We start from the raw sequence: 23,753 nt of genomic DNA, 5'->3' as shown, positions 1-23,753 counted from the left end.
GCTCGGACAAGCACAGCGCTCGTGCTCGGACAAGCACAGCGCTCGTGCTCGGACAAGCTCGGCGCCGGCGCTGGGAGAAGCTCAGCGCTCGCGCTTGTAGAAGGGGAGTGCCACGACCTCGTACGGCTCCCGGGTACCGCGGATGTCCACGAAGACCCCCTCGGTGCCGGGCCCCGCGTACTCCGGGTCCACGTACGCCATCGCGATCGGCCTGCCCAGCGTCGGGGAGGGCGCGCCGGAGGTGACCCGGCCGATCGGTGAGCCGTCCGCGGCCACCACGGGGTATCCGGCGCGCGGCACCCGGCGGCCTGAAGCGATCAGGCCGACCAGGGTGCGCGGGGTGACGGTGTCCGCCTGGCGGGACGCGGCCTCCAGGGCCTCGCGGCCGACGAAGCCGCCCGGCTTGTCGAACTTCACCACCCGGCCGAGCCCCGCGTCGAAGGGGGTGGTGTCGGTGGTCAGCTCGTTCCCGTACAGCGGCATGCCCGCCTCGAGACGCAGGGTGTCCCGGCAGGAAAGACCGCAGGGCACCAGGCCCACCGGGGCCCCCGCCTCGGTCAGCGCCTCCCAGACCCGCTCGGCGTCGTCCGGCGCCAGGAACAGCTCGAAGCCGTCCTCGCCCGTGTAGCCGGTGCGGGCGATCATGGCGGGGACGCCCGCGACGGTGCCCGGCAGCCCGGCGTAGTACTTCAGCCCGTCCAGGTCGGCGTCGGTCAGGCGCTTCAGGATCCCCGCGGACTCGGGCCCCTGGACGGCGAGCAGCGCGTAGGCGTCGCGGTCGTCCCTTACGGTCGCCTCGAAACCGCCGGCCCGCTCGGTCAGCGCGTCCAGCACCACCTGGGCGTTGGCGGCGTTGGCCACCACCAGGAACTCCTCGTCCCCGAGGCGGTAGACGATCAGGTCGTCCAGGATGCCGCCCTCGTCGTCGCAGATCATGGTGTAGCGGGCGCGGCCCACGGCGAGCGCGGACAGCCGGCCGACCAGGGCGTGGTCCAGGGCGTCCCCGGCCTGAGGACCGATGAGAGAGATCTCACCCATGTGGGAGAGGTCGAAGAGCCCGGCGCGGGTGCGCACCGCGGTGTGCTCGTCGCGCTCGCTGCCGTAGCGCAGCGGCATGTCCCAGCCGGCGAAGTCGGTCATGGTGGCGCCGAGCGCGCGGTGCCGCGCGTCCAGCGCGGTACGGCGTGGGGTGGGCGGGGCGTCGGTCACGATTCAGGCTCCAGAGGTCGGGGTCGCGCCACGGCGAGGACGGACGGCAAGGACGCGTGCGTCCTCCCCATCTGTCATCGGAACCTGAGAGGTTCGCCGTGACGCCCGTAAGGGGCCCGACTTGCACCTTGGGTGGAGCCGCGCCCGCGCGGCCCGCTTTTCAGATCTGCCTCGTCCGCGCGGTATCGGGGCCTGAGAGATTCAAGGGAGGACTTGCTCCTTCGGCGCCCTGGACACCCGGCATTGGATGCCGATGACCAAGGACTCTCCCGCGCGGATTCAAGCGGCCGGTATGGAGTTGCGCGGACATCATCGCATGTATGGCCGAGAAGGGAAGCCCCGATCCGACCGGGTTCAGGCCGCCCGGTCAGGGGCAGCCTTGCCCGACATTACCTTTTCTTGACACTCTGCGGGTACGAGCAGCGTTGACCGACCTGGGAGGACGATCACGGTGCATGGGCAGGGAACGTACGCGACAACACAGAGGCTCCTGCCGGCGCGGCGTGGGCGCACCCCCTCCGGGCCGACGGCCCGCCCCGGTCGAAGAAGCGCGGTGCACGATTTGCGCGCCGGGGCGGAGGGTGGCGGCGCGGACCCGCGTGAGCTGCGCTTTCCGGCAGGGGATGTGCTGGTCGCATCCGGGCTGCCGGGCAGCGGCAAGAGCACGCTGATCAATCGGACGGTGCCGCTTCTGGACGAGACGGGCGCGGTCGTGATCAGGGTGGACTCGCAGAACACCCGCGAGGTGTGGGAGCGCCGGCTGCCCGGCTGGCTGCCGTACGCGCTCTACCGCCCGCTGGTCCGGTACGCCCACTACGCCGGGCTGCGCCGGGCGCTGCGCTCGGGCGCGAGCGTCGTGGTGCACGACTGCGGCGCGCTGCCGTGGGTCCGCCGCTGGCTGGCCCGGGACGTGCGGCGCCGGGGCCGCAGCCTCCATATGGTGCTGCTGGACGTGGGCGCCACGGAGGCGCTGGAGGGCCAGGCCGCCCGCGGCCGCGGGGTCTCCGCCTACGCCTTCGGGCGGCATCTGCGCGCGATGCGGCGGCTGATCACCGGGATGGAGGAGGGGCGGCCGCCGCGGGGGTGCGCGTCGGCGGTGCTGCTGGACCGGCCGACCGCGAGCGCGCTGCGCTGCATCTCCTTCGAGTGATCACGCCTCTCCTTCGAGTGGCCGGCGAGTGGCCGGCGAGTGGCCGAAAATCGACCATCGGCATCACACAGCGTGACGAGGGCGGGTCCGGGTGAGGTGGGGAAGTGCTGTGGAGATCGCCGCCGCCCCCTCCGGCCCCGGGCCGCCCAGCGGTTAGGGTGCTTCGGGCAGGTCGGACGAGATGGCGGTTGGACGAAGATGAGCTTCCCGGAGCAGTACGGAGTGGCCCCGGCGCACGGAGGATTCCCGGACGGCGGGTATGCCGCGCATCCGGCGTTTCCCGGCAATGAGCTCGAAGAGGTGATGGTCGCCTCCGTCGACGTCCCGGGCGCCGGAGCGCGCATCGTCGAGACGCTCTCCCGCAGCCACCTCTGGATTCCGCTGCCCAACGGCGGGGGTCCGGGCAGCCCGAGCCTCGATCTGCCCACGATGGAGATCGACGGCGGCGCGTATGTCCCGGTGTTCAGCTCCGAGCAGCAGTTCCTGCTGCTCGTCGGCTCCCATATGTCCTTCACCGTCGCCCCGGCCGTGGAGTTCGCCCGTGGGCTGCCGCCCCAGCTCGGCATCGCGGTGAACCCCGGTGGCGCGGTGGTCGTACCGCTGCCTCCGCCCGCCGTCCGGGAGTTGTGCCGCGCCGGGCGTACCGAGCTCGACGGCTCGGCCAACGGCGGCCGGGTGCGGCTCTTCGAACCGGACTGGCAGGACGAGCCGGTGGACTTCCTGGCCGCCGCCGGGATCGAGTTCGCCAAGGGCACCGGGGTGCGGACCGCCCGGCGCGCCCTGGCCAGCGTCGAGGGCGACGAACCGGCGCTCTTCGTCGGTGTGCAGCTCGACGAGCCCGGCCCCGAGGGGCAGGCGCGCGCGGTGGAGGCGCTGGGCCGCGCCCTCGGCTCGGTGCCGGTGCCGTGGAAGGTTCAACTGGTGCTGCTGGACGTGGCGCAGGGCGATCCGGTGGCCGACTGGATGCTGGGACGGGTGCGGCCGTTCTACGACCGTGACCTCTGACTCACCCCTGGGTCCGCTGCCGGGGCCCGTAAGCTGGTTTGATGACCTGGAGGGGTGCGAGCACGCTCCCCGGTGAGGTGTGGGCAAGGCTGAGAGAAGGGGCGGACCCAGGTGAGCGCGGGCGCGGATTGGGGGGCGGCGGCCGGCCAGGTTGAGCGAGCGTTGCAGCAGGTCGCTCCCGGCCGGTACGACGCCTACGAGGCGCTGCTGCACGCCATCGGCGAGGGCCAGGTCTGGATGCTGCTGTGGCACGGCGCGCCCGGCTCGCCCGACGCCCAGTACGGGAACATGGACGTGGACGGCCTCGGTTACGCCCCGTGTGTGACCTCCGCGCAGGAACTGGCCGCAAGTGGCTGGAACCGCGCGCATGAGGTGGTCGACGGACGCCTCATCGCCGACTCGCTCTACCGCGACCGCTACGGCCTCTGGCTCAACCCCCACGCCCGCGGTGGCGGAGTGGGCATCCCATGGCCGGATCTGCGCCGGATCGCGGGCGGTCTGGACCGGCTGCCCGCCGGGCCGCTGCGACTGTCCGAGCCCGCCATCGACATCCCCCAGTTCTACGCCCTGTTGGGGCAGAACGCGCATCGCACCGCCGCGGTGCGGTCGCTGCGGCGCGTCTGGGTGCAGCCCGCGCTGGGCGCCCCGTACCTGGCGATCGGCCTGGATCTGTACGACACCGGCGCGGCGTCGGTGCAGTCGGTGCGGGTGATGATGGAGCAGTCGATCACCGCCGTGCCGGACGGGCTGCCGGTCTCCACGGTCGCGCTCTCGGACGAGTACGACCCCGTCGCCATGTGGATGCGGGCCAACGCCCGCCCCTTCTTCGACCGTGACGCCTATGGCGCGACGTCCGCCGCGCCGCCGTCGTACGGCTACGGCTATCCGCCGCCGCGCCCCGCGTACTGAGCCGCCGCGCCCCGCGTACCGAGCTGTCGCGTCCCACGTACTGAGCCGCCGCGTTCCGCCGCGTACTGAGCCGCGCACCGATTGACGGGATTGCCCACCCGGCCTTCCGCCCCTATCGGGCCGAACATCACATTACGGGCGAGAGGTTACTGCTGCGTTCTCGTGTCGCGACCGTCCGTATAGCGGAGCGGTACTCCTCACATCACGGTTAGGCATCCATTGCCCGGGAGTACTGGCGGGTGATCACAAACGCGTTGAAGACTCCCGCTCCAAGGGGTGCGGTTCCTGCGTACGACCCCTTCCAGAAAGGTTCCGTACCAGAACGCGACTTTCACCCAGGTTGTGAACAAAGCCGCCACAGCGGCGAGTCGTGGGCCGGTCACCACCGGTCGAGAGGGGTCTCCACCACGATGACGGCACCATTGCACGGCACGAGCACGGACAGCGATCCGGTCGCGACTGCCGATGTAGCGGCGGATGTGGTCAAAGCGTCCGTCGAAGGCAGATCGCTGCGGCAGATCGCCTGGTCACGCCTGAAGCGGGACAAGCTCGCACTGGCGGGTGGCATCGTTGTCGTCTTCCTCGTGCTGGTGGCGATCTTCGCTCCGCTCATCGTGAGTCTGCTCGGGCATCCGCCCAATGAGTTCCACCAGGAGGAGATCGACCCGCTGTTCGGCACCCCGAAGGGGTCCCTGGGCGGTATCAGCCCGGACTTCCTCTTCGGCGTGGAGCCGTCCAACGGCCGCGACGTCTTCAGCCGGGTCATCTACGGCGCCCGGATCTCGCTGCTGGTGGCCTTCCTCGCGGCGGTGGTCGCGGTGGTCCTCGGCACCATCTTCGGCATCATCGCCGGGTACTTCGGCGGCTGGGTGGACTCGCTGATCAGCCGGGTGATGGACATGCTGCTGGCCTTCCCGCAGCTGCTCTTCATCATCTCCCTGGTCTCGGTGCTCCCCAACGATCTGCTGGGACTGACCGGCAGCGGGGTGCGCATCGCGATCCTGGTCTCGGTCATCGGCTTCTTCGGCTGGCCGTACGTCGGCCGCATCGTGCGCGGCCAGACGCTGTCGCTGCGCGAGAAGGAGTACATCGAGGCCGCGCGGAGCCTGGGCGCCGGCCGGCGCTACATCCTCTTCCGCGAGCTGCTGCCCAACCTGGTGGCACCGATCACCGTCTACACGACGCTGATGATCCCCACCAACATCCTCACCGAGGCCGCGCTCAGCTTCCTCGGCGCGGGCGTGAAGCCGCCCACCGCCTCCTGGGGGCAGATGCTCTCCAAGGCGGTCGGCACCTATGAGGACGACCCGATGTTCATGATCATCCCGGGTCTGGCGATCTTCGTCACGGTATTGGCCTTCAACCTCTTCGGCGACGGCGTCCGCGACGCACTGGATCCGAAGGGCACCCGATGACGGCGCGGCACACGGCCGCCCGGTCGTACTCGAACGCAATCAACGGCCCCTGCCACATCCGGCAGACGGCTCCCCAAGGTATTCCGCGGCGCCATGCTCAGGACCGCTCTAACCCGGAGGTTGCAGCAACTATGAAACGTTCGTCGAGAAGCAGGCGGATCGCCGGAGCGGCGGCTGTCGTCGGCGCTCTCCTGGCCACCGCCGCTTGCGGTGGGGGCGGTTCCGACGACGAGGGCTCGGGTGCCGGGTTCAACGCCGCGGTGAAGGGTGTCGCAGCCAAGTCCGCCAAGAAGGGCGGCACCCTCAAGTTCATCAACAAGCAGGAGTTCGACTCCCTCGACCCGCAGCGTCAGTACTACGGGTTCGCCTGGGACTTCTCCCGCTTCTACGCGCGCCAACTGATCTCCTACACGCCGAAGCCGGGCAACGCCGCGAACGAGCTGACCCCGGACCTCGCCACCTCCACCGGCAAGATCTCAGACGGCGGTAAGACCTACACCTACACCCTGCGCGACGGGATCACCTGGGAGGACGGCTCCCCGATCACGTCCAAGGACATCAAGTACGGCATCGAGCGCATCTGGGCCAAGGACGTCGTCTCCGGCGGCCCCGGCTATCTGCGCCAGGTCCTGGACCCCAAGGGCGAGTACAAGGGCCCGTACAAGGACAAGTCCAAGGACAAGCTGGGCCTGAAGGCGATCCAGACGCCGGACGACAAGACCATCGTCTTCAACCTCGCCAAGCCCAACGGTGACTTCGAGCAGATGCTCGCGATGCCGACCGGCTCCCCGGTGAAGGCGGACAAGGACACCGGCGCCAAGTACACCAACCGGCCGTTCTCCTCCGGTCCGTACAAGGTCCAGTCGTACGCCCCGGGCAAGAGCCTGTCGCTGGTCCGCAACCCCAACTGGAAGAAGGCGTCCGACCCGATCCGCCCGGCCCTGCCGGACAAGGTCTCGGTCACCTTCAACTCCAACCTCGAGGCGATCGACCGGCTGCTGATCAAGGGCGACTACGACGTCTTCCTCAGCGCCACCGGAATGACCCCCTCGGGCCGCAACGACGCCCTCAAGCACAACAAGGGCAACGTCGACAACATCACCACCAGCTTCGTCCGGTACGTCGACTTCACCACCAAGGTCAAGCCGCTCGACAACATCCACTGCCGCAAGGCGGTCATCTACGGCACCGACTACAAGTCGCTCCAGACCACCCGCGGTGGCCCGCAGGCCGGTGGTGACATCGCCACCAACATGCTCCCCAAGAGCGTGAAGGGCGCGGACGACTACGACCCGTACGGCATCGTCAAGCGCGGTGGCAAGGCGGACCTGGCCAAGGCCAAGGACGAGCTCAAGCAGTGCGGCAAGCCGGGTGGCTTCTCCACCAGCATCGTGGCCCGCAACGACCAGCCCGCCGAGGTCGACGCCGCCGAGGCGCTCCAGGCGTCGCTGAAGAAGGTCGGCATCAGCCTCAACGTGGAGCCGATCCAGGGCAGCACCTCCGCCAGCATCACCGGTTCGCCGGCGGTGATGAAGAAGCGCGGCTACGGCCTGTCCATGACCGGCTGGGGCCCCGACTTCCCGACCGGCCAGGGCTTCTCCCAGCCGCTGGTCGACGGCCGCTTCATCGAGCAGACCGGTAACTACAACGTCTCCGAGACCAACAACGCGGAGATCAACAAGTACTTCGACGACGCGCTCAAGGAGACCGACCCCAGCAAGGCCGGCGCGATCTACCAGAAGATGAACCACAAGGTCAGCGACCTGGCCGTGCAGATGCCGTTCATCTACGAGAAGAACATCACCTGGCGCAGCTCGCGGCTGACGAACGCCTTCTCGTCGGCGGCCTACAACGGCCGCTACGACTACTCCCAGCTGGGCGTCGTCAAGTGACGGCCGGTCACCCGATCCGCCGCACACGTTAACCATCGCCGCACCCGATAGGCCCGAAGGGCAGGTGATGGCCGCGGGCGGTGGCCCGTGATACCCCTCGACCGGGGTATCACGGGCCACCCCCGGGCCGCGCACAGTGCTTGCTTATCTCATCCGGCGCTTGTTCGCCGTCGTCGTGATGCTGTTGGTCGTCACCCTTACGACCTTCGCCATCTTCTTCGTGATCCCGAAGTGGGCCGGTGCCGATCCCGCGCTGCTGTTCGTCGGCAAGCAGGCCGACCCCGCGGCCATCGAGGGCATCCGGCAGAAGCTCAGTCTCGGTGATCCGGTCCTGGTGCAGTTCTGGCACTTCGTCCAGGGCCTGTTCGCCGGCCGGGACTACGCCAACGGCACGGACGTCACCCACTGCCCGGCGCCCTGCTTCGGCTACTCCTTCCGTACCGAGCAGGCGGTGTGGCCGCAGCTCACCGACGCCATGCCGGTCACCCTCTCGCTCGCCGCGGGCGCCTGTCTGCTGTGGCTGGTGGGCGGCATCACCACCGGTGTCGTCTCCGCGCTGCGCCGGGGCACCCTGTGGGACCGCTCGGCGATGACGGTCGCGCTGGCCGGTGTCTCGCTGCCGATCTACTTCACCGGTCTGCTCTCGCTGGCGATCTTCAGTTACTCGCTGAAGTGGGTCAACGTGGACTACAAGGGGTTCGGCGACGATCCGGCGATGTGGTTCGAGAGCCTGATCCTCCCGTGGATCACGCTCGCCTTCCTCTACGCGGCGATGTACGCCCGGCTCACCCGGGCCACCATGCTGGAGATCATGGGCGAGGACTACATCCGCACCGCCCGCGCCAAGGGTCTGCGGGAGCGGGTGGTCATCGGCCGGCACGCGATGCGCTCGACCTGGACCCCGGTCCTCACCCTGCTCGGTCTCGACCTGGGCGCGCTGCTGGGCGGCGCGGTCCTCACCGAGACCACCTACAACCTGCCCGGCCTCGGGCGGCTCGCGGTGAACGCGATCACCGAGAAGGACCTGCCGGTCATCCTCGGCGTCACCCTGATCGCGGCCGTCTTCATCGTGATCGCCAACCTCGTCGTGGACCTCCTGTACGCCGTCATCGACCCGCGAGTGAGGCTCGGATGACCGACCTGACCAAGCCCTCCGGACAGCCCGGGAACGGTGATCTGCCGGCCACCGGGACCGCCGCCGTGGGCGAGGTGGCCGCGGCGGGCTCGCCCGCCCCCACCGCCTTCCTCGAGGTGCGCGATCTGCGCGTCCACTTCCCGACCGACGACGGTCTGGTGAAGTCCGTGGACGGGCTCAGCTTCCGGCTGGAGAAGGGGAAGACGCTCGGCATCGTCGGCGAGTCCGGCTCCGGCAAGTCCGTCACCTCGCTCGGCATCATGGGGCTGCACACCGCGGGCCAGTACGGCCGCCGCAAGGCGCGGATCTCCGGTGAGATCTGGCTCAACGGCCAGGAGCTGCTGGGCGCCGACCCCGACGAGGTGCGCAAGCTGCGCGGCCGCGAGATGTCGATGATCTTCCAGGATCCGCTGTCCGCGCTGCACCCGTACTACACCATCGGCCGCCAGATCATCGAGGCGTACCGGGTGCACCACGAGGTCACCAAGCAGGTGGCCCGCAAGCGCGCGATCGAGCTGCTGGACCGCGTCGGCATCCCGCAGCCCGACAAGCGGGTGGACAGCTATCCGCACGAGTTCTCCGGCGGGATGCGCCAGCGCGCCATGATCGCGATGGCGCTGGTCAACAACCCCGAGCTGCTGATCGCCGACGAGCCGACCACCGCCCTGGACGTCACCGTCCAGGCGCAGATCCTCGACCTCATCCGGGATCTGCAGAAGGAGTTCGGCTCCGCGGTCATCATCATCACCCATGACCTGGGCGTGGTCGCCGAGCTCGCCGACGATCTGCTGGTGATGTACGGCGGCCGCTGTGTCGAGCGCGGCCCGGCCGACAAGGTCTTCTACGAACCCCAGCACCCGTACACCTGGGGGCTGCTGGGCTCGATGCCCCGTATCGACCGCGACCAGACCGAGCGGCTCATCCCGGTCAAGGGCTCCCCGCCCAGCCTCATCAACGTGCCGTCCGGCTGCGCCTTCCACCCCCGCTGCCCGTACGCCGATGTGCCGAAGGACAACATCACCCGCACCGAGCGGCCGGAGCTCACCGAGGCCGGGGGCGGCGGGCACTTCTCCGCGTGCCATATGACGCAGGAGGAGCGCACCCGGATCTGGACCGAAGAGATTGCGCCGAAGCTGTGACCGACACGAAGGATCCGAAGATGACGGTCCCGGAGAAGGCGACGACGTCGCCCGAGCCCCTGCTCAAGGTGTCGGGTCTGGTCAAGCACTTCCCCCTCAAGAAGGGGCTGCTCCAGCGGCAGTCCGGTGCGGTCCAGGCGGTCGACGGGCTCGACTTCGACGTCCGGCCGGGGGAGACCCTGGGCGTGGTGGGCGAGTCGGGCTGCGGCAAGTCCACCATGGGGCGGCTGGTCACCCGGCTGCTCGAACCCACCTCGGGCAAGATCGAGTTCGAGGGCAAGGACATCACGCATCTCAACACCGCCCAGATGCGGCCGATGCGGCGTGACGTCCAGATGATCTTCCAGGACCCGTACTCCTCGCTGAACCCCCGGCACACCGTCGGCGCGATCGTCAGCGCGCCCTTCCGGCTCCAGGGCGTCACTCCCGAGGGCGGGGTCAAGGCGGAGGTCCAGCGGCTGCTGGCGCTGGTCGGGCTCAACCCCGAGCACTACAACCGCTATCCGCACGAGTTCTCCGGCGGTCAGCGGCAGCGCATCGGCATCGCGCGGGCGCTGGCCCTCAAGCCCAAGCTGGTCGTGGCCGACGAGCCGGTCTCGGCGCTGGACGTGTCGATCCAGGCGCAGGTGGTCAACCTGCTGGACGACCTCCAGGACGAGCTGGGCCTGACGTATGTGATCATCGCGCACGACCTGTCGGTCATCCGCCATGTGTCGGACCGGATCGCGGTGATGTACCTGGGGAAGATCGTCGAGCTGGCGGACCGCAAGGACCTCTACGAGCGCCCCATGCATCCGTACACCAAGGCGCTGCTGTCCGCGGTGCCGGTGCCGGACCCCAGGCGGCGCGCCAAGCGCGAGCGGATCCTGCTCAAGGGCGATGTGCCCTCGCCGATCGCCCCGCCGTCCGGCTGCCGCTTCCACACCCGGTGCTGGAAGGCGACCGAGGTGTGCAAGAGCCAAGAGCCGCCGCTGGTGGCGCTGGCCACCGGCCACCAGGTGGCCTGCCACCACCCGGAGTCCGTGTCCGATGTGGAGCTACCGCCGGGTGGCTCCGACCAGGCGCCGCGGGAGAAGCCCGGTGCCGAGTCGGCACGGAAGGTGACGAAGAAGACCGACAGCTGAGACGGGACGGGGCCCGGACGGAGGCCGTGGGCGTCCGCGGATAACAATGGCGGGTGCCCACCGAACTGTTCACCCCGTCCGTCCAGCACGCCCTGGAAGTCGCCGGGATCTTCGTCTTCGCGATCTCCGGCGCCCTGCTCGCCGTCCGGAAGAACTTCGATGTCTTCGGCATGGCGGTGCTCGCCGAGGTCACCGCGCTGGGCGGCGGTGTCTTCCGTGACCTGGTGATCGGCGCGGTGCCGCCCATCGCCTTCACCGACCTCGGCTACTTCTTCACCCCGCTCGTGGCCACCGCCCTCGTCTTCTTCCTCCACCCCGAGGTCGAGCGGATCACGGCGTCCGTGGGGGTCTTCGACGCGGCCGGGCTGGGGCTGTTCTGCGTCGAGGGCACGATGAAGGCGCATGACTTCGGGCTCGGCCTCACCTCGTCCGTCACCCTCGGCATGGCCACGGCGGTCGGCGGCGGTGTGCTCCGCGACCTCCTCGCCCATGAGGTGCCCTCACTGCTGCGCTGGGACCGGGACCTGTACGCCGTCCCGGCCATCGTCGGCTCCTCGATAGCGGCGCTGCTGCTCCATTTCGACGCCCTTACGGCGGCCACGAGCGCGCTCGCGGCCGTCGTGGCGTTTGTGGTGCGGTTGGCGGCGATGCGGTTCGGCTGGCGGGCGCCGAGGGCGTGGAACCGGCGCAGTACGGCGACGGAGGAGCCCTGAGGCAGCCGGGCACTCCGCTTTCATTCCCTTGCGGTTATATAGCCGGGCGGCTATGTTGAGGGCATGGCCATACCGTTCGATGTGCTCGCGGAGCCGAGTCGACGGCAGATCCTGGACCTCCTGCTGGAGCGGCCCCGCCTGGTCGGTGAGCTGACCGAGCACCTGGGGCTCACCCAGCCGGGCACCTCCAAGCACCTGCGGGTGCTGCGCGAGGCCGGTCTGGTCCGGGTCCGCCGGGACGCCCAGCGCCGCTGGTACGAGCTCTGCCCGGAGCCGCTCGCCGAGGTGGACGCCTGGCTGGCGCCGTACCGTCGGCTGTGGGCCGACCGTCTCGACGCGCTCGAACGACACCTGGACACGATGCCGGAGCTCCCCGAGGTGACCGGCGAACCCGAGCCACTCGACACACGCGACGCACCCCCCGACCCACCCGACGGAGAAGCGCCATGAAAGACACCCTCGCCCAGTCCGACGGCGGCCGCTCGGCCCTGCGCCTCGAGCGCCGGCTCGCCCATCCCCCGGAGAAGGTCTGGCGGGCGCTCACCGAGCCCGCCCAGCTCGCCCACTGGTTCCCCTCAGAGGTCCAGATCGAGCTCGAGGTCGGGGGCAGGATGGGCTTCGTCTTCCCCGGGCGTGAGGGCCCGGACATGGACGGCGTCGTCACCGAGCTCGACCCGCCCCATGTCTTCGCCTTCACCTGGGGCGAGGACGAGCTCCGCTGGGAGCTGCGCCCCGAGGGCGACGGCTCCGTGCTGACCCTCACCCACACCTTCGGCGACCGCTTCGGCGCGGCCAGCTTCGCCTCCGGCTGGCACGCCTGCATCACGGGGCTCGCCGCCCTGCTCGGCGGCGAGGAAGTCGCCCGCGGCGACATGGCCGAACTGCACGAGCAGTACGTCGAGGCGTTCGGGCTCGCCGAGGGCACGGTGGAGACCACCGAGGACGGCGGCTGGCGGCTGCGCTTCGAGCGCCAGCTGGTCCGCCCCGCCGAGACGGCATGGCGGACGCTGACCGGCCCGGCCACCGACACCACCGCCGAACCGACGGCCGGAGCGCCGGTCCCCTCGGGCTTCCGCACGGACGCGGTCCCGGCGGGCCCGATCACCGAGGCGCGCCCGCCCCGGGTGCTCAGCTACGACTGGCAGCGCGGCGGCCACCCCGCCGGAACGGTCCGCTGGGAGCTCACCGAGGGCACCGGCCACGGCGCCCGCCTCATCCTCACCCAGACGGGCCCGGCGGCCGCCGACGCGGAACGCACCGAAGCCCGAAAGGCCTGGCGCCACCACATCGGCCGACTGGCCACGGAACTTCTCCGGATGAGCGCCTGAACGTCCAGCCCGTCCGGCGCCAACGCTCAGCCCGTCCGGCCGAGGACCGGGCCTGTGCGCGGCTGTGCCCCTGAACCTCGAGCCCACCCAATCCGGCCGTCCAGCGTTCGCGAACCCGCATTCCGGCCTGTCTGGCGCAGGGCCCGCATTTCGGCTCGTCTGGCGCTTGAGGGCCCAATCCGGCCCGTCTGGCGCAGGGGCCGGATTCCGGCCCGTCCGGCGCTTGAGGACTCAATCCAGCCTGTCTGGCGCTTGGGGACCCAAACCACCTCGCCTGGCGCCTGAGGGTCCAATCCAGCCTGTCCGGCGTTTGAGGGCCCTAGCCCAGCCCGTCCGGCGTTTGAGGACCGGGGTCTGGGGCGGAGCCCCAGTTTCGGGAAGGGGCGGGGTGGGGGAGCAACCGCCGTAGGCGCCCCCTCAGCCCTCGCCGAGGAACCCGCTGAGCGCGACGCCCAACTCCGCAGGCGCATCCTCCTGCACCAGATGCCCCGCCCCCTCGATCAGCCGAAGCCGCGCCCCCGGAATCCGAGAGGCAAGCTCCCGCCCCCGCTCCACCGGAATCCAAGAGTCATCCGCACCCCAGCAGACCAGCACCGGCAGCGAGATCTCCCCGTACCGCCCCTCGATCTCATCGGTGAAGCGCCGATCGTTCTGCGCGATCTGCCGGTAGAACGCGGCCTGGTCCTCAGGACCGCCGCACCACCCGTCCACGATCCGCTCCAGCACCCGCGGATGCAGCCCCGAGGCGCTCCCCGAGCGGACGTACTCGCGCACCAGCCCCCGATGCACCTCGGGCGACAGTTGCCCGAAGACCTCGTGGTGGGCGCCGATCAGGCGGTACGTGGGGGAGCCCCACGGGGACAGCGCGAGGGCGTTGACCAGCGCCAGCCGCCGATATCTCGCACCGTGCAGCAGATGCGCGCGCAGGGCGACGCAGCCGCCGAAGTCATGGGCGACGACGGCCGGTTCCGCCCCCTCCCCGGTCAGCCCCCACTCCTCGAGCAGCTCACCGAAGACCCGGCCCTGGGCGGCCAGCGAGACGTCCTGGTCGGCCCGCTTCTCGGAGGCCCCGTAGCCCGGCATGTCCCAGACGAACACCCGGTGCCGGTCGGCCAGCGCACGGGCGACGCCCCGCCACACGTACGACGAGAACGGCGTGCCGTGCAGCAGCACGACCGGCGGCGCGTCCGGTTCGCCGAACGCGGCCCAGCGGACCTCGCCGGAGGAGCTGAGGTAGGTGCGGTCCAGGTTCCACTCGGTCTTCCACTCAATGCCTGTCATGAGTAAAACCGTAGACACTCCTTACCATCGCTGTCGAGGGGTTACCGCGAGACGATCCGCGGAGGCGGCGCGAAAAGCCCCTGCGCAAACCACGCCCCCACGCACCCGGTACGCACCCCCACAACGCCTCGTAGAATCGAGGCCACCATGGTTTACCTCGATCACGCCGCCACCACTCCGATGCTCCCGGAGGCGGTGCAGGCGATGACCGCCCAGCTCGCCGTCACGGGCAACGCCTCCTCGCTGCACGCCGCCGGCCGGCGTGCCCGCCGTACCGTCGAGGAGTCACGCGAATCCCTTGCCGCCTCGCTGGGCGCCCGCCCGAGCGAGGTCGTCTTCACCGCCGGCGGGACCGAGGCCGACAACCTCGCGGTCAAGGGGCTCTACTGGTCCCGCAGGGACGCCGATCCGGCCCGCGTCCGGCTGCTCGCCAGCCCCGTGGAGCACCACGCCGTGCTCGACGCGGTCGACTGGCTCGCCGAGCACGAGGGCGCGCGGGTCGAATGGCTGCCGGTCGACTCCCTCGGCCGGGTCCATCCCGAGGCGCTGCGCGAGGCGATCGCCCGCGATCCCTCGGATGTCGCCCTCGCCACCGTCATGTGGGCCAACAATGAGATCGGCACCGTCCAGCCGGTCCGTGAACTCGCCGCCACCGCCGCCGAATTCGGCGTTCCGCTGCATGCCGACGCGGTGCAGGCGTTCGGTCAGGTCGAGGTCGACTTCGCCGCCTCGGGGCTGGCCGCGATGACCGTGAGCGGCCACAAGATAGGCGGTCCCTATGGCATCGGCGCGCTGCTGCTCGGCCGTGAGCACACCCCCGTGCCCGTACTGCACGGCGGCGGCCAGGAGCGCCAGGTGCGCTCCGGGACGCTCGACACCCCGGCCATCGCCGCCTTCGCCGTGGCCGGTGCGCATGCCACCGAGCACCGCGAGGAGTTCGCCCGCGAGATCGGCGCCCTGCGCGACGCGCTGATCACCGCCGTCCGTACCGCCGTACCCGACGCGGTCCTCGGCGGCGACCCCGACCCGGCGGGCCGGCTCCCCGCCAATGCCCACTTCGCCTTCCCCGGCTGCGAGGGCGATTCGCTGCTTCTGCTGCTGGACGCGCAGGGCATCGAATGCTCGACGGGCTCGGCCTGCACGGCCGGTGTCGCGCAGCCCAGCCATGTGGTCCTGGCCACCGGCAGCGACCCCGAGCTGGCCCGGGGCACCCTGCGCTTCTCGTTCGGCCACACCTCGACCAAGGCCGATGTGGAGGCCGTCGCGGAGGCGATCGGCCCGGCGGTGGAACGGGCGCGCGGGGCGGGGCTCAGCTGACGGCCCCGCCGACGGCCCCCGCCCGGACCGCCTCATCATAACCACGGAATTCGAATTGTTCCGGCGGCCATTTCACATAACCTACGGAACACCGATCTCCGCTTGAAATGGCGGAGAGCCGTGGGAAAGGATTTACCCGTCAACGAGACCTGTCATGCGCGGAAAGCGCACACAGGTTTTCTTCACGGGGAAATCCAGGAGTTCATCGATGTCGCAGCCTTCGCTGCCGCCGCACCACCAGCCGTCGCACCAGCCCCCGCAGCCGCGGGGGGTGCGGCGGCCGCCGTCGCGGGGGTGGCGCTCCAAGCCCGCCCTGAAGCTCATCGCGGGCGGGGTCCTCGCGGCCGCCCTGGTGAGCGGCTGCGGGTCCGGGGATGACGACGGCGGGGACGGGGGGTCGTCGTCCAAGGGCGCCCAGGCGAAGACGCTGGGCAAGGTCGCCATGCCGAAGGTCGGCAAGGAGACCAACACCATGGGCACCTGGGTGACCGACTCGGCCTTTGTGAAGGGCGACGTCAACAAGCTCGTCGGCTACTCGCTCGACGGCGCCAAGTCCAAGTGGCAGATTCCGCTCGGCGGACAGCTCTGCTGGGCCTCACCGCATATGACCAAGGACGGTCTGACCGCGATCCTGTTCCGGGACGGCGCGGGTGAGGACGCGCTGTGCACCAAGGTCGGGCTGGTCGACCTGAAGAAGGGCAAGCTGGTCTGGCAGAAGGAGGGGTCGGACAGCGAGGGCAACGCCGGGGTGCAGTTCGACGAGGTCACCATCGGCGGTGGCACCGTGGCCGCGGGCGGCACCGGCGGCGGGGGAGCCTGGTCGCTCGACGGCAAGCCGCTGTGGAAGCCCGCGTACCTCGCGGACTGTGACGACGACGGCTACGCGGGCGGCGAGGACAAGATCGTCGCGATTCGCGGCTGCGACAGCAGCGAGGACTCCAGCGAACAGCGGCTGGAGGTCCAGACGGTCGATCCCAAGACCCGCGACGTGCTCTCCTCCTACAAGCTGGACGAGAAGGTCGAGTACGCGCATGTGATCTCCACCGCGCCGCTCGTCGTGGCCGTCGACACCGGCGACTCGGACGCCGGGACCGGCGCCACGGACATCCTGACCATCGACGACAGCGGCAAGCAGGGCAAGCTGCTCAGCACCATCGACGTTCTGGCCAAGGGGTACCAGCCCAACTGCCCGGCCACGAGCGTGGAGGGCTGCACCGAACTCGCCCTCGACAAGGCGAGCAGCACCCTCTACCTCTCCTCGGAGGTGGATGTGGACCACGGCGGCCCGGGGGACCGGATCTCCGGCCTGAACCTGAAGACCGGCAAGGAGACCGGGAAGACGAAGATGGCGGAGAGCCGGTCGCTGATCCCCATCCAGACCGATGACGACGGCTCCCTGATCGCCTATCTGGGCTCCATGTACAGCGAGGCCGGCGGGGTCGTGCGCGTCGATCCCAAGACCTTCGCGATGGAGACGCTCCAGACCCACCCGGACGACATGAAGGACGTCGAGTCCGACATGGACACCTACGGCGAGTGCACCATGATCTACACCGGCAAGAAGCTCTACATCGGCGACAGCAAGGCGAGCAGGCCCACCAGCGACAGCGCGGCCCGTCCGCTCGCCATCGTCTTCGGAGCCTGAGTCAGGTCCGTCGCTTCGCCGTCCGTGTCACGCGCACCGCTCGCACCAGCCGTATATAGCGGTCCCAGTCCCAGTGGCGGCCGGGGTCGGTGTGATCGGTGCCCGGCACCTCCACATGGCCGACGATGTGCTCACGGTCCCGAGGGATGTCGTACCGCTCGCAGATCGACGCGGTCAGCCGTGCCGAGGCGCGGTACATCGCGTCCGTGAAGGAGCTCGGCTCGCTCACGAACCCCTCGTGCTCGATGCCGATACTGCGCTCGTTGTACGAGCGGTTGCCCGCGTGGAACGCCACGTCCAGCTCCCGGACCAGCTGCGCGATATGCCCGTCGCGGCGCACCACATAGTGCGCCGCGGCGCGGTGTCCGGGGTCCCGGAAGACCCGCACCGCGTCGTCGAAGCTGCCCTGGACCACATGGATCACCACCCGGTCGATGGTGTAGTCGTCCGGGCGGTCCGCCCGCCGCCAGTTCGCGCCCGAGGCCGCGATCCACTCCGCGCCCGGCTGGTCGACCGCCCCCGCCTTGCGGGGCTTGTCGATCCCGGGCAGCCGCCACCACATCCGGGCCAGCTCGTCCCGCGCGGCATAGGCCCCGACACCCGCCCCGAGACCGGCCGCCGAGCCGCCGATCAGGAGGGTGCGCCTGCTGACGCGGCGTCCACCGCCGGTCGTGGTCTCGCTCACGGAACGCTCAACGCGCGGGGGAGGGCGTCGGGTTCCGGCCGTGGGGATCATGGCGAGAACCCTTCGTTCCGGGCGGTGGCCCTCTGGCCGTCCGGGTAGATGAACGTTGAACTGTCTCTTGGGCCCCGCGCCTCCCGTACTTCCCGGTAGCTCTCCGTACCGTGGAGTGCGTCCGCCGGAATGTATCCGCCCCGAATGTATCCGCCGGAATGTGTCCATCCGCTCGACGAGGAGCTGACGGTATGCGCATCGGATTCGCCCTTCCCCAGTTCGGTCCGCTCGCCCACCACCCCGAGGACATCGCGCGGTTCGCGCGCCAGGCCGAGGAACTCGGCGCGGACAGCCTGTGGGTCGGGGACCGGCTGCTCGCCCCGGTCGACCCGATCGTCGGCTACGCGGGCACCGATGTGATCCCGCCCGAATTCCGAGCCGCGCTGGACCCCTTCGCCGTACTGGCCACCGCCGCCGCGGCCACCGAGCGGGTCGAGCTCGGCACCGATGTCATCAATGCCCCCTGGTACCCGCCCGCGCTGCTCGCCCGCACCCTCACCACCATCGATGTGCTGAGCGCGGGCAGGCTGCTGGTCGGGCTCGGCACCGGCTGGTCGCCCGAGGAGTACGAGGCGGTGGACGTCCCCATGGCCGAGCGCGGCCGGCGCCTCGACGAATGCCTCGACGCCCTGGACGCCTGGTGGACCCGGAACCCGGTCGAGTACCGCGGGCACCACTGGACCGTGCCCGCCTCCCACGTGGACCTCAAACCGGCCTCGCGCCCCCGCCCGCCCGTCTACCTCGCCGCCTTCGCGCCCGCGGCCATGCGCCGGGTGGCCCGGCGCGCCGACGGCTGGCTGCCCATCGCGGTCGTCCCCGCCGCGTCCGGAGCGCCCGACCCCGTCGCCGACCTCGCCGAACGGCTGCCCGGGGTGCGGGAAGCGGTCGAGCGGGAGGGCCGGGACCCGGCGGCATTCGACGCGATCCTGCGGGTCAATCCGAGCGCCGACGCCTCCGTGGACGACATCGCGACGACCCTGGTCCGGGCCCAGCGGGAGGCGGGCATCCAGCACGCCTTCGTCGATCTGATCTACCTCGGCAAGGACGCCGACCAGGCCCTGGCCCTCGTCCAGCGGGTGCTGGAGCGGGCGCGGGCGAGCTGAGCGGGGCGGTGGCCGGCCGCCCCATACCCATTTAGCCGTCGCCCATGCGGCGACTTATGCTGGCCGGGTTATGACTGACTTCCCCGGTGCGCCCACAGGTCCCCGCGACGGCCGTCGGCTGCGCGTCCTCGCCGCCATGTCCGGAGGTGTGGACTCCGCGGTCGCCGCCGCGCGGGCGGCCGAGGCGGGCCACGATGTGACCGGCGTCCATCTCGCGCTCTCCGCCAACCCGCAGTCGTTCCGCACCGGCGCCCGTGGCTGTTGCACCATCGAGGACTCGCGGGACGCCCGGCGGGCCGCCGATGTGATCGGGATCCCCTTCTACGTGTGGGACCTCGCCGAGCGCTTCCGTGAGGACGTGGTCGAGGACTTCATCGCCGAGTACGAGGCGGGCCGCACCCCCAATCCGTGTCTGCGCTGCAACGAGAAGATCAAGTTCGCGGCGCTGCTGGACAAGGCGCTCGCCCTCGGCTTCGACGCCGTCTGCACCGGGCACTACGCCACGGTCGTGGAGCGCGCGGACGGCTCACGCGAGCTGCACCGGGCCAGCGACATGGCCAAGGACCAGTCCTATGTCCTCGGCGTGCTCGACGAGCGCCAGCTCGCCCACGCGATGTTCCCCCTCGGCGACACCCTGACCACCAAGGACGAGATCCGCGCGGAGGCGGAGCGGCGGGACCTGGCCGTGGCCAAGAAGCCCGACAGCCATGACATCTGCTTCATCGCCGACGGCGACACCCAGGGCTTCCTGGCCCGGCACCTCGGCACCGCCGAGGGCGACATCGTCGACGAGGGCGGGCACCGGCTGGGCACCCACGAGGGCGCGTACGGCTTCACCATCGGCCAGCGCAAGGGGCTGCGCATCGGCCATCCGGCGCCCGACGGCAAGCCGCGCTATGTCCTGGACATCTCCCCGGTGGACAACACGGTCACGGTCGGTCCCGTCGAGGCCCTGGACGTGACCGCCCTCACCGCCATCAAGCCGCGCTGGTGCGGGGCCCCTCCGGCGGGTCCGGGCAGGTACACCGCCCAGTTGCGCGCACATGGCGGCGAAACCGAGGTGATGGCCGAGCGAATCGGGGAAACCGAGCTGCGGGTGACCTTCACCGAGCCGGTGCGGGGCGTGGCGCCGGGGCAGGCGATCGTGCTCTACGACGACACCCGGGTGGTCGGCTCCGCGACCATCGCCGCGACCGAGCGGGCCCAGGCGGTCGCCTCGTAGCGGCGCGGCGGTGCCGGCGGTGGCGCCGGTGCTGGAAGGCCTCGGAGGCCTCCGGAAGCCTCTGGAAGGCCGCAGAGAATTCCAGGGCGATATCCGCTTTTGGTGAGAAAGAAGCCGAAAGTCAGGATTGGGTGGTTGATCTCCGTTTGGCGCGATCAGTTTTTCTTAAATTAACGTGCGTCCGGTCATTCCGGTGGCATGCGTCACGTGAATCTGGGAATGCGCCCCGCGGACACGGGTGCCGTGGTCCGCTGTCTCAGCACCGGAGGTTCCGTTATTTCTGCGCAACCTGTACAGAAATTTGGCGACAATCCAGTTGATGTCAGGGACACTGATCACTACACAGAGGAGTACGTACCCAGCTTCGTAGAAAAGTGGGACTCGCTGATCGACTGGGACCGGAGGGCGGACAGCGAGGGTACGTTCTTCATCGACCTGCTGCGCGAGCGCGGCGTCAAGAAGGTCCTGGACGTGGCCACCGGGACCGGCTTCCACTCGGTCCGGCTGCTCGAGGCCGGATTCGAGGCCGTGAGCGCCGACGGCAGTGCCGAGATGCTCGCCCAGGCATTCTCCAACGGGCTCAAGCACGGTGACCACATCCTCCGCGTCGTCCAGGCCGACTGGCGCTGGCTCAACCGCGACGCCCATGGCGAGTACGACGCCATCGTCTGCCTCGGGAACTCCTTCACGCATCTGTTCTCCGAGCGTGACCGGCGCAAGGCGCTCGCGGAGTTCTACGCCATGCTCAAGCATGACGGAATCCTGATCCTGGACCACCGCAACTACGACGCGATCCTTGATCGCGGCTACAGCAGCAAGCATGTGTACTACTACTGCGGAGAAGACGTCGCCGTCGAACCGGAGTACGTGGACGAGGGGCTGGTGCGCATGCGCTACAGCTTCCCCGACGAATCCGTCTACCACCTCAACATGTTTCCGCTGCGCAAGGACTACACGCGCAGGCTGATGGAGGAGGTCGGCTTCCAGCGGATCGAGACCTACGGCGACTTCCAGCACACCTACCGGACGGAGCGGCCCGACTTCTTCATCCACGTCGCGGAGAAGGAATACCGCACGACGGAGGAGCCGGTCGGCCCGATCGGGTCGGTCACGGCGAACGGGGAGTACTCGGGAGCCGTGGGCACCGCCCGCGAGTACTACAACTCCGCGGACGCCGACGCCTTCTACTGGAGTGTCTGGGGCGGCGAGGACATCCACATCGGCATCTACGACCGGCCCGACGAGCCGATCGCCGAGGCCAGCAGGCGCACCGTGGCCCGGATGGCCGGGCAGCTCGACCTGACGGAGTCCTCCGTCGTCCTCGACCTCGGAGCGGGCTTCGGCGGCTCGGCGCGCTATCTGGCCGAGACGTACGGCTGCCGCGTCATGGCGCTCAACCTCAGCGAGGTGGAGAACGAGCGGCATCGCGCGCTGAACGCCGAGCGCGGGCTGACCGAGGCCATCGAGGTGATGGACGGCTCCTTCGAGTCCATCCCGCTGCCGGACGACAGTGTCGACGTCGTCTGGTCCCAGGACGCGTTCCTGCACAGCGGCAACCGCGCCCGCCCCCTGGAGGAGGCCGCCCGCGTGCTGCGCCCCGGCGGTCACCTCATCTTCACCGACCCCATGGCGGCCGACGGCTGCCCCGCCGAAACCCTCCGCCCCATCCTGGACCGCATCCATCTGGAGACCATGGGGTCGCCCGAGTTCTACCGCCACGAACTGGCGCGGCTCGGCTTCATCGAGGTCGGCGGCGGCTTCCAGGAGCACCGCGAGCATCTGATCACCCACTACGCCCGGGTGCTGGAGGAAACCCGGCGGCAGGAGGCGGACGGCCTGACGGAGCAGGTCAGCGCCGACTACCTCACCCATATGAAGAAGGGGCTGAGCAACTGGGTCGAGGGCGGCGGCAACCGCCATGTGACCTGGGGCATCTTCCACTTCACCCGCTGATCCCCAACCCCTGACCCCCGACCCCTGACCCCGTCGGGTGGCCGGTGGCGGATTCGACACCCGCTGCCGGCCGCCCGGGGCGCGCGGCAGGGGCGGCCGGGGACTTCCTCGCCCGGCACTCGGGCGAGGAGGATCAGCACATGCGGATTCTGATAGTGACCGCCGGTTCGCGCGGGGACGTCGCCCCGTACACGGGTCTGGGGCGGCGTCTGCTGGAGGCCGGTCATGAGGTGACCGTGGCCGCGCACCCGCCCTTCGCCGGGCTCCTCGACGGATGCGGCCTGGACCACCGGCCGTTGCCCGGCGATCCACGGGAGTTGATCCGCGCCAGGGCGCGGGCGGCCTCGTGGGAGGAGGCACGGGCGGCGATGGCGGCGTTCCTCGACCGGCTCGCCGACGGGGTGGCGGCGGCGGTCGCGGACGGGGCCGACCTGGTGCTCACCGCGTTCGGCCCGGCGGCGCTCAGTCGGGCGGCCGGTGAGGCGTCCGGCACCCCCGTCATCGGCACCTTCCTCGCACCGGCCTGTGCCACGAGGGAGTTCCCGCTGGCCGGCGCCACGGACGCCGAGGACCTCGGGCCGGACGGCAACCTGGCGGCGGGGCAGCGGCTGCTGGCGGACGCCGGAGCCCTCCAGGCGGACGCCGTGGCGGGGCTGCGCACCCGGCTCGGGCTGCCGCCCGCCACCTCGCGGACGACGGGAGCGGACCTCCGGCCGGTCTTCCACGGCTTCAGCCCGCTGGTCGTACCGCGTCCGGCGGACTGGCCGTCCGGGGTCGAGGTCGCAGGCTACTGGTGGCCCGCCCGGCCCCGGGACTGGCGGCCCCCGGCCGAGCTGGCCGACTTCCTCCAGGCCGGTCCGCCGCCGGTGTTCATCGGGTTCGGCAGCATGGCGCCGGGCGAGGGTGAGCGACTGGGCGAGCTGGTGACGGCGGTGGTGGCCCGGACGGGGGTGCGCGCGGTGGTGCAGGCGGGGTGGGCCGGGCTGACGGCGGCCGGGGACGACGTCCTGGCGATCGGCGACGTCCCGCACGACTGGCTGTTCCCGCGCACCGCCGCCGTCGTCCACCACGCCGGAGCGGGCACCACCGCGGCCGGACTGCGCGCCGGGGTCCCCGCGGTGCCGGTGCCCGCCATGGCCGACCAGCCGTTCTGGGCAGCGCGCCTCCACCAACTCGGCGTCGCGCCCCGGCCGCTGCCGCTCGACACGCTCACCGCCGAATCCCTCGCCGCGGCGATCACGACCTGCCTGACCGAACCCGCCCTCCGCCACCGGGCGGCCGAGCTCGCCGGCGCGATCGGCGATGAGGACGGCGCCGCGGCGGTGCTGACCCACATCGGCGTGGTGGGCAGGGGGTAAGGCCGGGCGCGGCGGCAGGGCGTCCAGGGGCCCGGCGGGTCTTGACGCCTGCGGCGGGCTGCTCCCCTCCCCGCCCCTTCCCGAAACTGGGGCCCTGCCCCAGACCCCGAAACCGGGGC

At 70.5% G+C, this 23,753-nt stretch carries 20 protein-coding genes and 1 riboswitch; of the genes, 17 read left to right on the top strand and 3 right to left on the bottom strand.

Annotated features, from left to right (window positions below; all coding sequences use genetic code 11):
- Positions 1-81: 81 nt before the first annotated feature.
- On the bottom strand, positions 82-1,209 hold the full coding sequence (gene gcvT / locus ACFXB5_RS05780) for a glycine cleavage system aminomethyltransferase GcvT (protein WP_385202820.1): 1,128 nt from the start codon (positions 1,207-1,209) through the stop codon (positions 82-84).
- A gap of 170 nt (positions 1,210-1,379) precedes the next feature.
- A riboswitch (glycine riboswitch) is annotated at positions 1,380-1,491 on the bottom strand.
- Positions 1,492-1,660: 169 nt separating this feature from the next.
- On the opposite strand from gcvT, the gene ACFXB5_RS05775 reads away from it, so the two are divergent.
- From ACFXB5_RS05775 to ACFXB5_RS05725, 11 genes are all read left to right on the top strand, one after another.
- The gene (locus tag ACFXB5_RS05775) at positions 1,661-2,359 is read left to right on the top strand and encodes an AAA family ATPase (RefSeq protein ID WP_385202817.1); all 699 of its coding nucleotides are present in this window, start codon (positions 1,661-1,663) and stop codon (positions 2,357-2,359) included.
- 198 nt (positions 2,360-2,557) lie between these two features.
- A complete protein-coding gene (locus ACFXB5_RS05770; RefSeq protein ID WP_385202815.1) occupies positions 2,558-3,364 on the top strand; it encodes an enhanced serine sensitivity protein SseB in 807 nt (268 codons plus the stop codon).
- A 111-nt stretch (positions 3,365-3,475) separates the two neighbouring features.
- Positions 3,476-4,273: an enhanced serine sensitivity protein SseB C-terminal domain-containing protein gene (locus ACFXB5_RS05765; RefSeq protein ID WP_201851039.1), complete on the top strand. Its 798-nt coding sequence runs from the start codon at positions 3,476-3,478 to the stop codon at positions 4,271-4,273.
- Positions 4,274-4,683: 410 nt separating this feature from the next.
- Entirely contained in the window at positions 4,684-5,688 is a 1,005-nt protein-coding gene (locus ACFXB5_RS05760; protein ID WP_385202811.1) for an ABC transporter permease, read from the top strand.
- 131 nt (positions 5,689-5,819) lie between these two features.
- Complete coding sequence (locus ACFXB5_RS05755; protein ID WP_385202808.1) at positions 5,820-7,580, top strand: ABC transporter substrate-binding protein; 1,761 nt, start codon at positions 5,820-5,822, stop codon at positions 7,578-7,580.
- 160 nt (positions 7,581-7,740) lie between these two features.
- Complete coding sequence (locus ACFXB5_RS05750) at positions 7,741-8,715, top strand: ABC transporter permease (protein ID WP_385202805.1); 975 nt, start codon at positions 7,741-7,743, stop codon at positions 8,713-8,715.
- Positions 8,712-9,854, top strand: a complete 1,143-nt coding sequence (locus tag ACFXB5_RS05745; RefSeq protein WP_385202802.1) for an ABC transporter ATP-binding protein — start codon at positions 8,712-8,714, stop codon at positions 9,852-9,854. The genes ACFXB5_RS05750 and ACFXB5_RS05745 overlap by 4 nt, the downstream gene beginning before the upstream one ends.
- A gap of 20 nt (positions 9,855-9,874) precedes the next feature.
- Positions 9,875-10,978 (top strand): ABC transporter ATP-binding protein, encoded by a 1,104-nt coding sequence (locus tag ACFXB5_RS05740; protein WP_385202940.1) that lies wholly within the window; start codon positions 9,875-9,877, stop codon positions 10,976-10,978.
- A 53-nt stretch (positions 10,979-11,031) separates the two neighbouring features.
- Positions 11,032-11,691, top strand: a complete 660-nt coding sequence (locus tag ACFXB5_RS05735) for a trimeric intracellular cation channel family protein (protein ID WP_385202800.1) — start codon at positions 11,032-11,034, stop codon at positions 11,689-11,691.
- Between the two features lie 63 nt (positions 11,692-11,754).
- Complete coding sequence (locus ACFXB5_RS05730) at positions 11,755-12,141, top strand: ArsR/SmtB family transcription factor (RefSeq protein WP_385202797.1); 387 nt, start codon at positions 11,755-11,757, stop codon at positions 12,139-12,141.
- A complete protein-coding gene (locus ACFXB5_RS05725; RefSeq protein WP_385202794.1) occupies positions 12,138-13,019 on the top strand; it encodes an SRPBCC family protein in 882 nt (293 codons plus the stop codon). The genes ACFXB5_RS05730 and ACFXB5_RS05725 overlap by 4 nt, the downstream gene beginning before the upstream one ends.
- 417 nt (positions 13,020-13,436) lie before the next feature.
- Here the strand turns inward: ACFXB5_RS05725 and ACFXB5_RS05720 are convergent, their stop codons facing one another.
- Positions 13,437-14,300 (bottom strand): alpha/beta fold hydrolase, encoded by an 864-nt coding sequence (locus ACFXB5_RS05720; RefSeq protein ID WP_385202791.1) that lies wholly within the window; start codon positions 14,298-14,300, stop codon positions 13,437-13,439.
- Positions 14,301-14,447: 147 nt separating this feature from the next.
- On the opposite strand from ACFXB5_RS05720, the gene ACFXB5_RS05715 reads away from it, so the two are divergent.
- Together ACFXB5_RS05715 and ACFXB5_RS05710 are read left to right on the top strand one after the other, a co-directional pair.
- Positions 14,448-15,617 carry a cysteine desulfurase family protein gene (locus tag ACFXB5_RS05715; RefSeq protein ID WP_385202789.1) on the top strand — a complete coding sequence of 390 codons (1,170 nt, stop codon included), beginning with the start codon at positions 14,448-14,450 and terminating at the stop codon, positions 15,615-15,617.
- 208 nt (positions 15,618-15,825) lie between these two features.
- Complete coding sequence (locus ACFXB5_RS05710; RefSeq protein ID WP_385202787.1) at positions 15,826-17,262, top strand: hypothetical protein; 1,437 nt, start codon at positions 15,826-15,828, stop codon at positions 17,260-17,262.
- 1 nt (position 17,263) lies between these two features.
- Here the strand turns inward: ACFXB5_RS05710 and ACFXB5_RS05705 are convergent, their stop codons facing one another.
- On the bottom strand, positions 17,264-17,998 hold the full coding sequence (locus ACFXB5_RS05705) for an N-acetylmuramoyl-L-alanine amidase (RefSeq protein WP_385202785.1): 735 nt from the start codon (positions 17,996-17,998) through the stop codon (positions 17,264-17,266).
- A 191-nt stretch (positions 17,999-18,189) separates the two neighbouring features.
- On the opposite strand from ACFXB5_RS05705, the gene ACFXB5_RS05700 reads away from it, so the two are divergent.
- The 4 genes from ACFXB5_RS05700 to ACFXB5_RS05685 all read left to right on the top strand — a co-directional run bounded on the left by ACFXB5_RS05700 (position 18,190) and on the right by ACFXB5_RS05685 (position 23,634).
- Positions 18,190-19,101 carry a TIGR03619 family F420-dependent LLM class oxidoreductase gene (locus tag ACFXB5_RS05700; protein WP_385202782.1) on the top strand — a complete coding sequence of 304 codons (912 nt, stop codon included), beginning with the start codon at positions 18,190-18,192 and terminating at the stop codon, positions 19,099-19,101.
- Positions 19,102-19,171: 70 nt separating this feature from the next.
- Complete coding sequence (gene mnmA / locus ACFXB5_RS05695) at positions 19,172-20,323, top strand: tRNA 2-thiouridine(34) synthase MnmA (protein WP_385202779.1); 1,152 nt, start codon at positions 19,172-19,174, stop codon at positions 20,321-20,323.
- A gap of 198 nt (positions 20,324-20,521) precedes the next feature.
- The gene (locus ACFXB5_RS05690) at positions 20,522-22,276 is read left to right on the top strand and encodes a methyltransferase domain-containing protein (RefSeq protein ID WP_385202777.1); all 1,755 of its coding nucleotides are present in this window, start codon (positions 20,522-20,524) and stop codon (positions 22,274-22,276) included.
- 140 nt (positions 22,277-22,416) lie between these two features.
- Positions 22,417-23,634, top strand: a complete 1,218-nt coding sequence (locus ACFXB5_RS05685) for a glycosyltransferase (protein ID WP_385202775.1) — start codon at positions 22,417-22,419, stop codon at positions 23,632-23,634.
- Positions 23,635-23,753 lie beyond the last annotated feature (119 nt).

Origin of the sequence: Streptomyces sp. NPDC059455, from assembly GCF_042750115.1 — a bacterium.
Lineage (GTDB): Bacteria > Actinomycetota > Actinomycetes > Streptomycetales > Streptomycetaceae > Streptomyces > Streptomyces endocoffeicus.
Note: the sequence above shows the minus strand (reverse complement) of the source record. Positions and strands in the feature narration are given on the sequence as shown.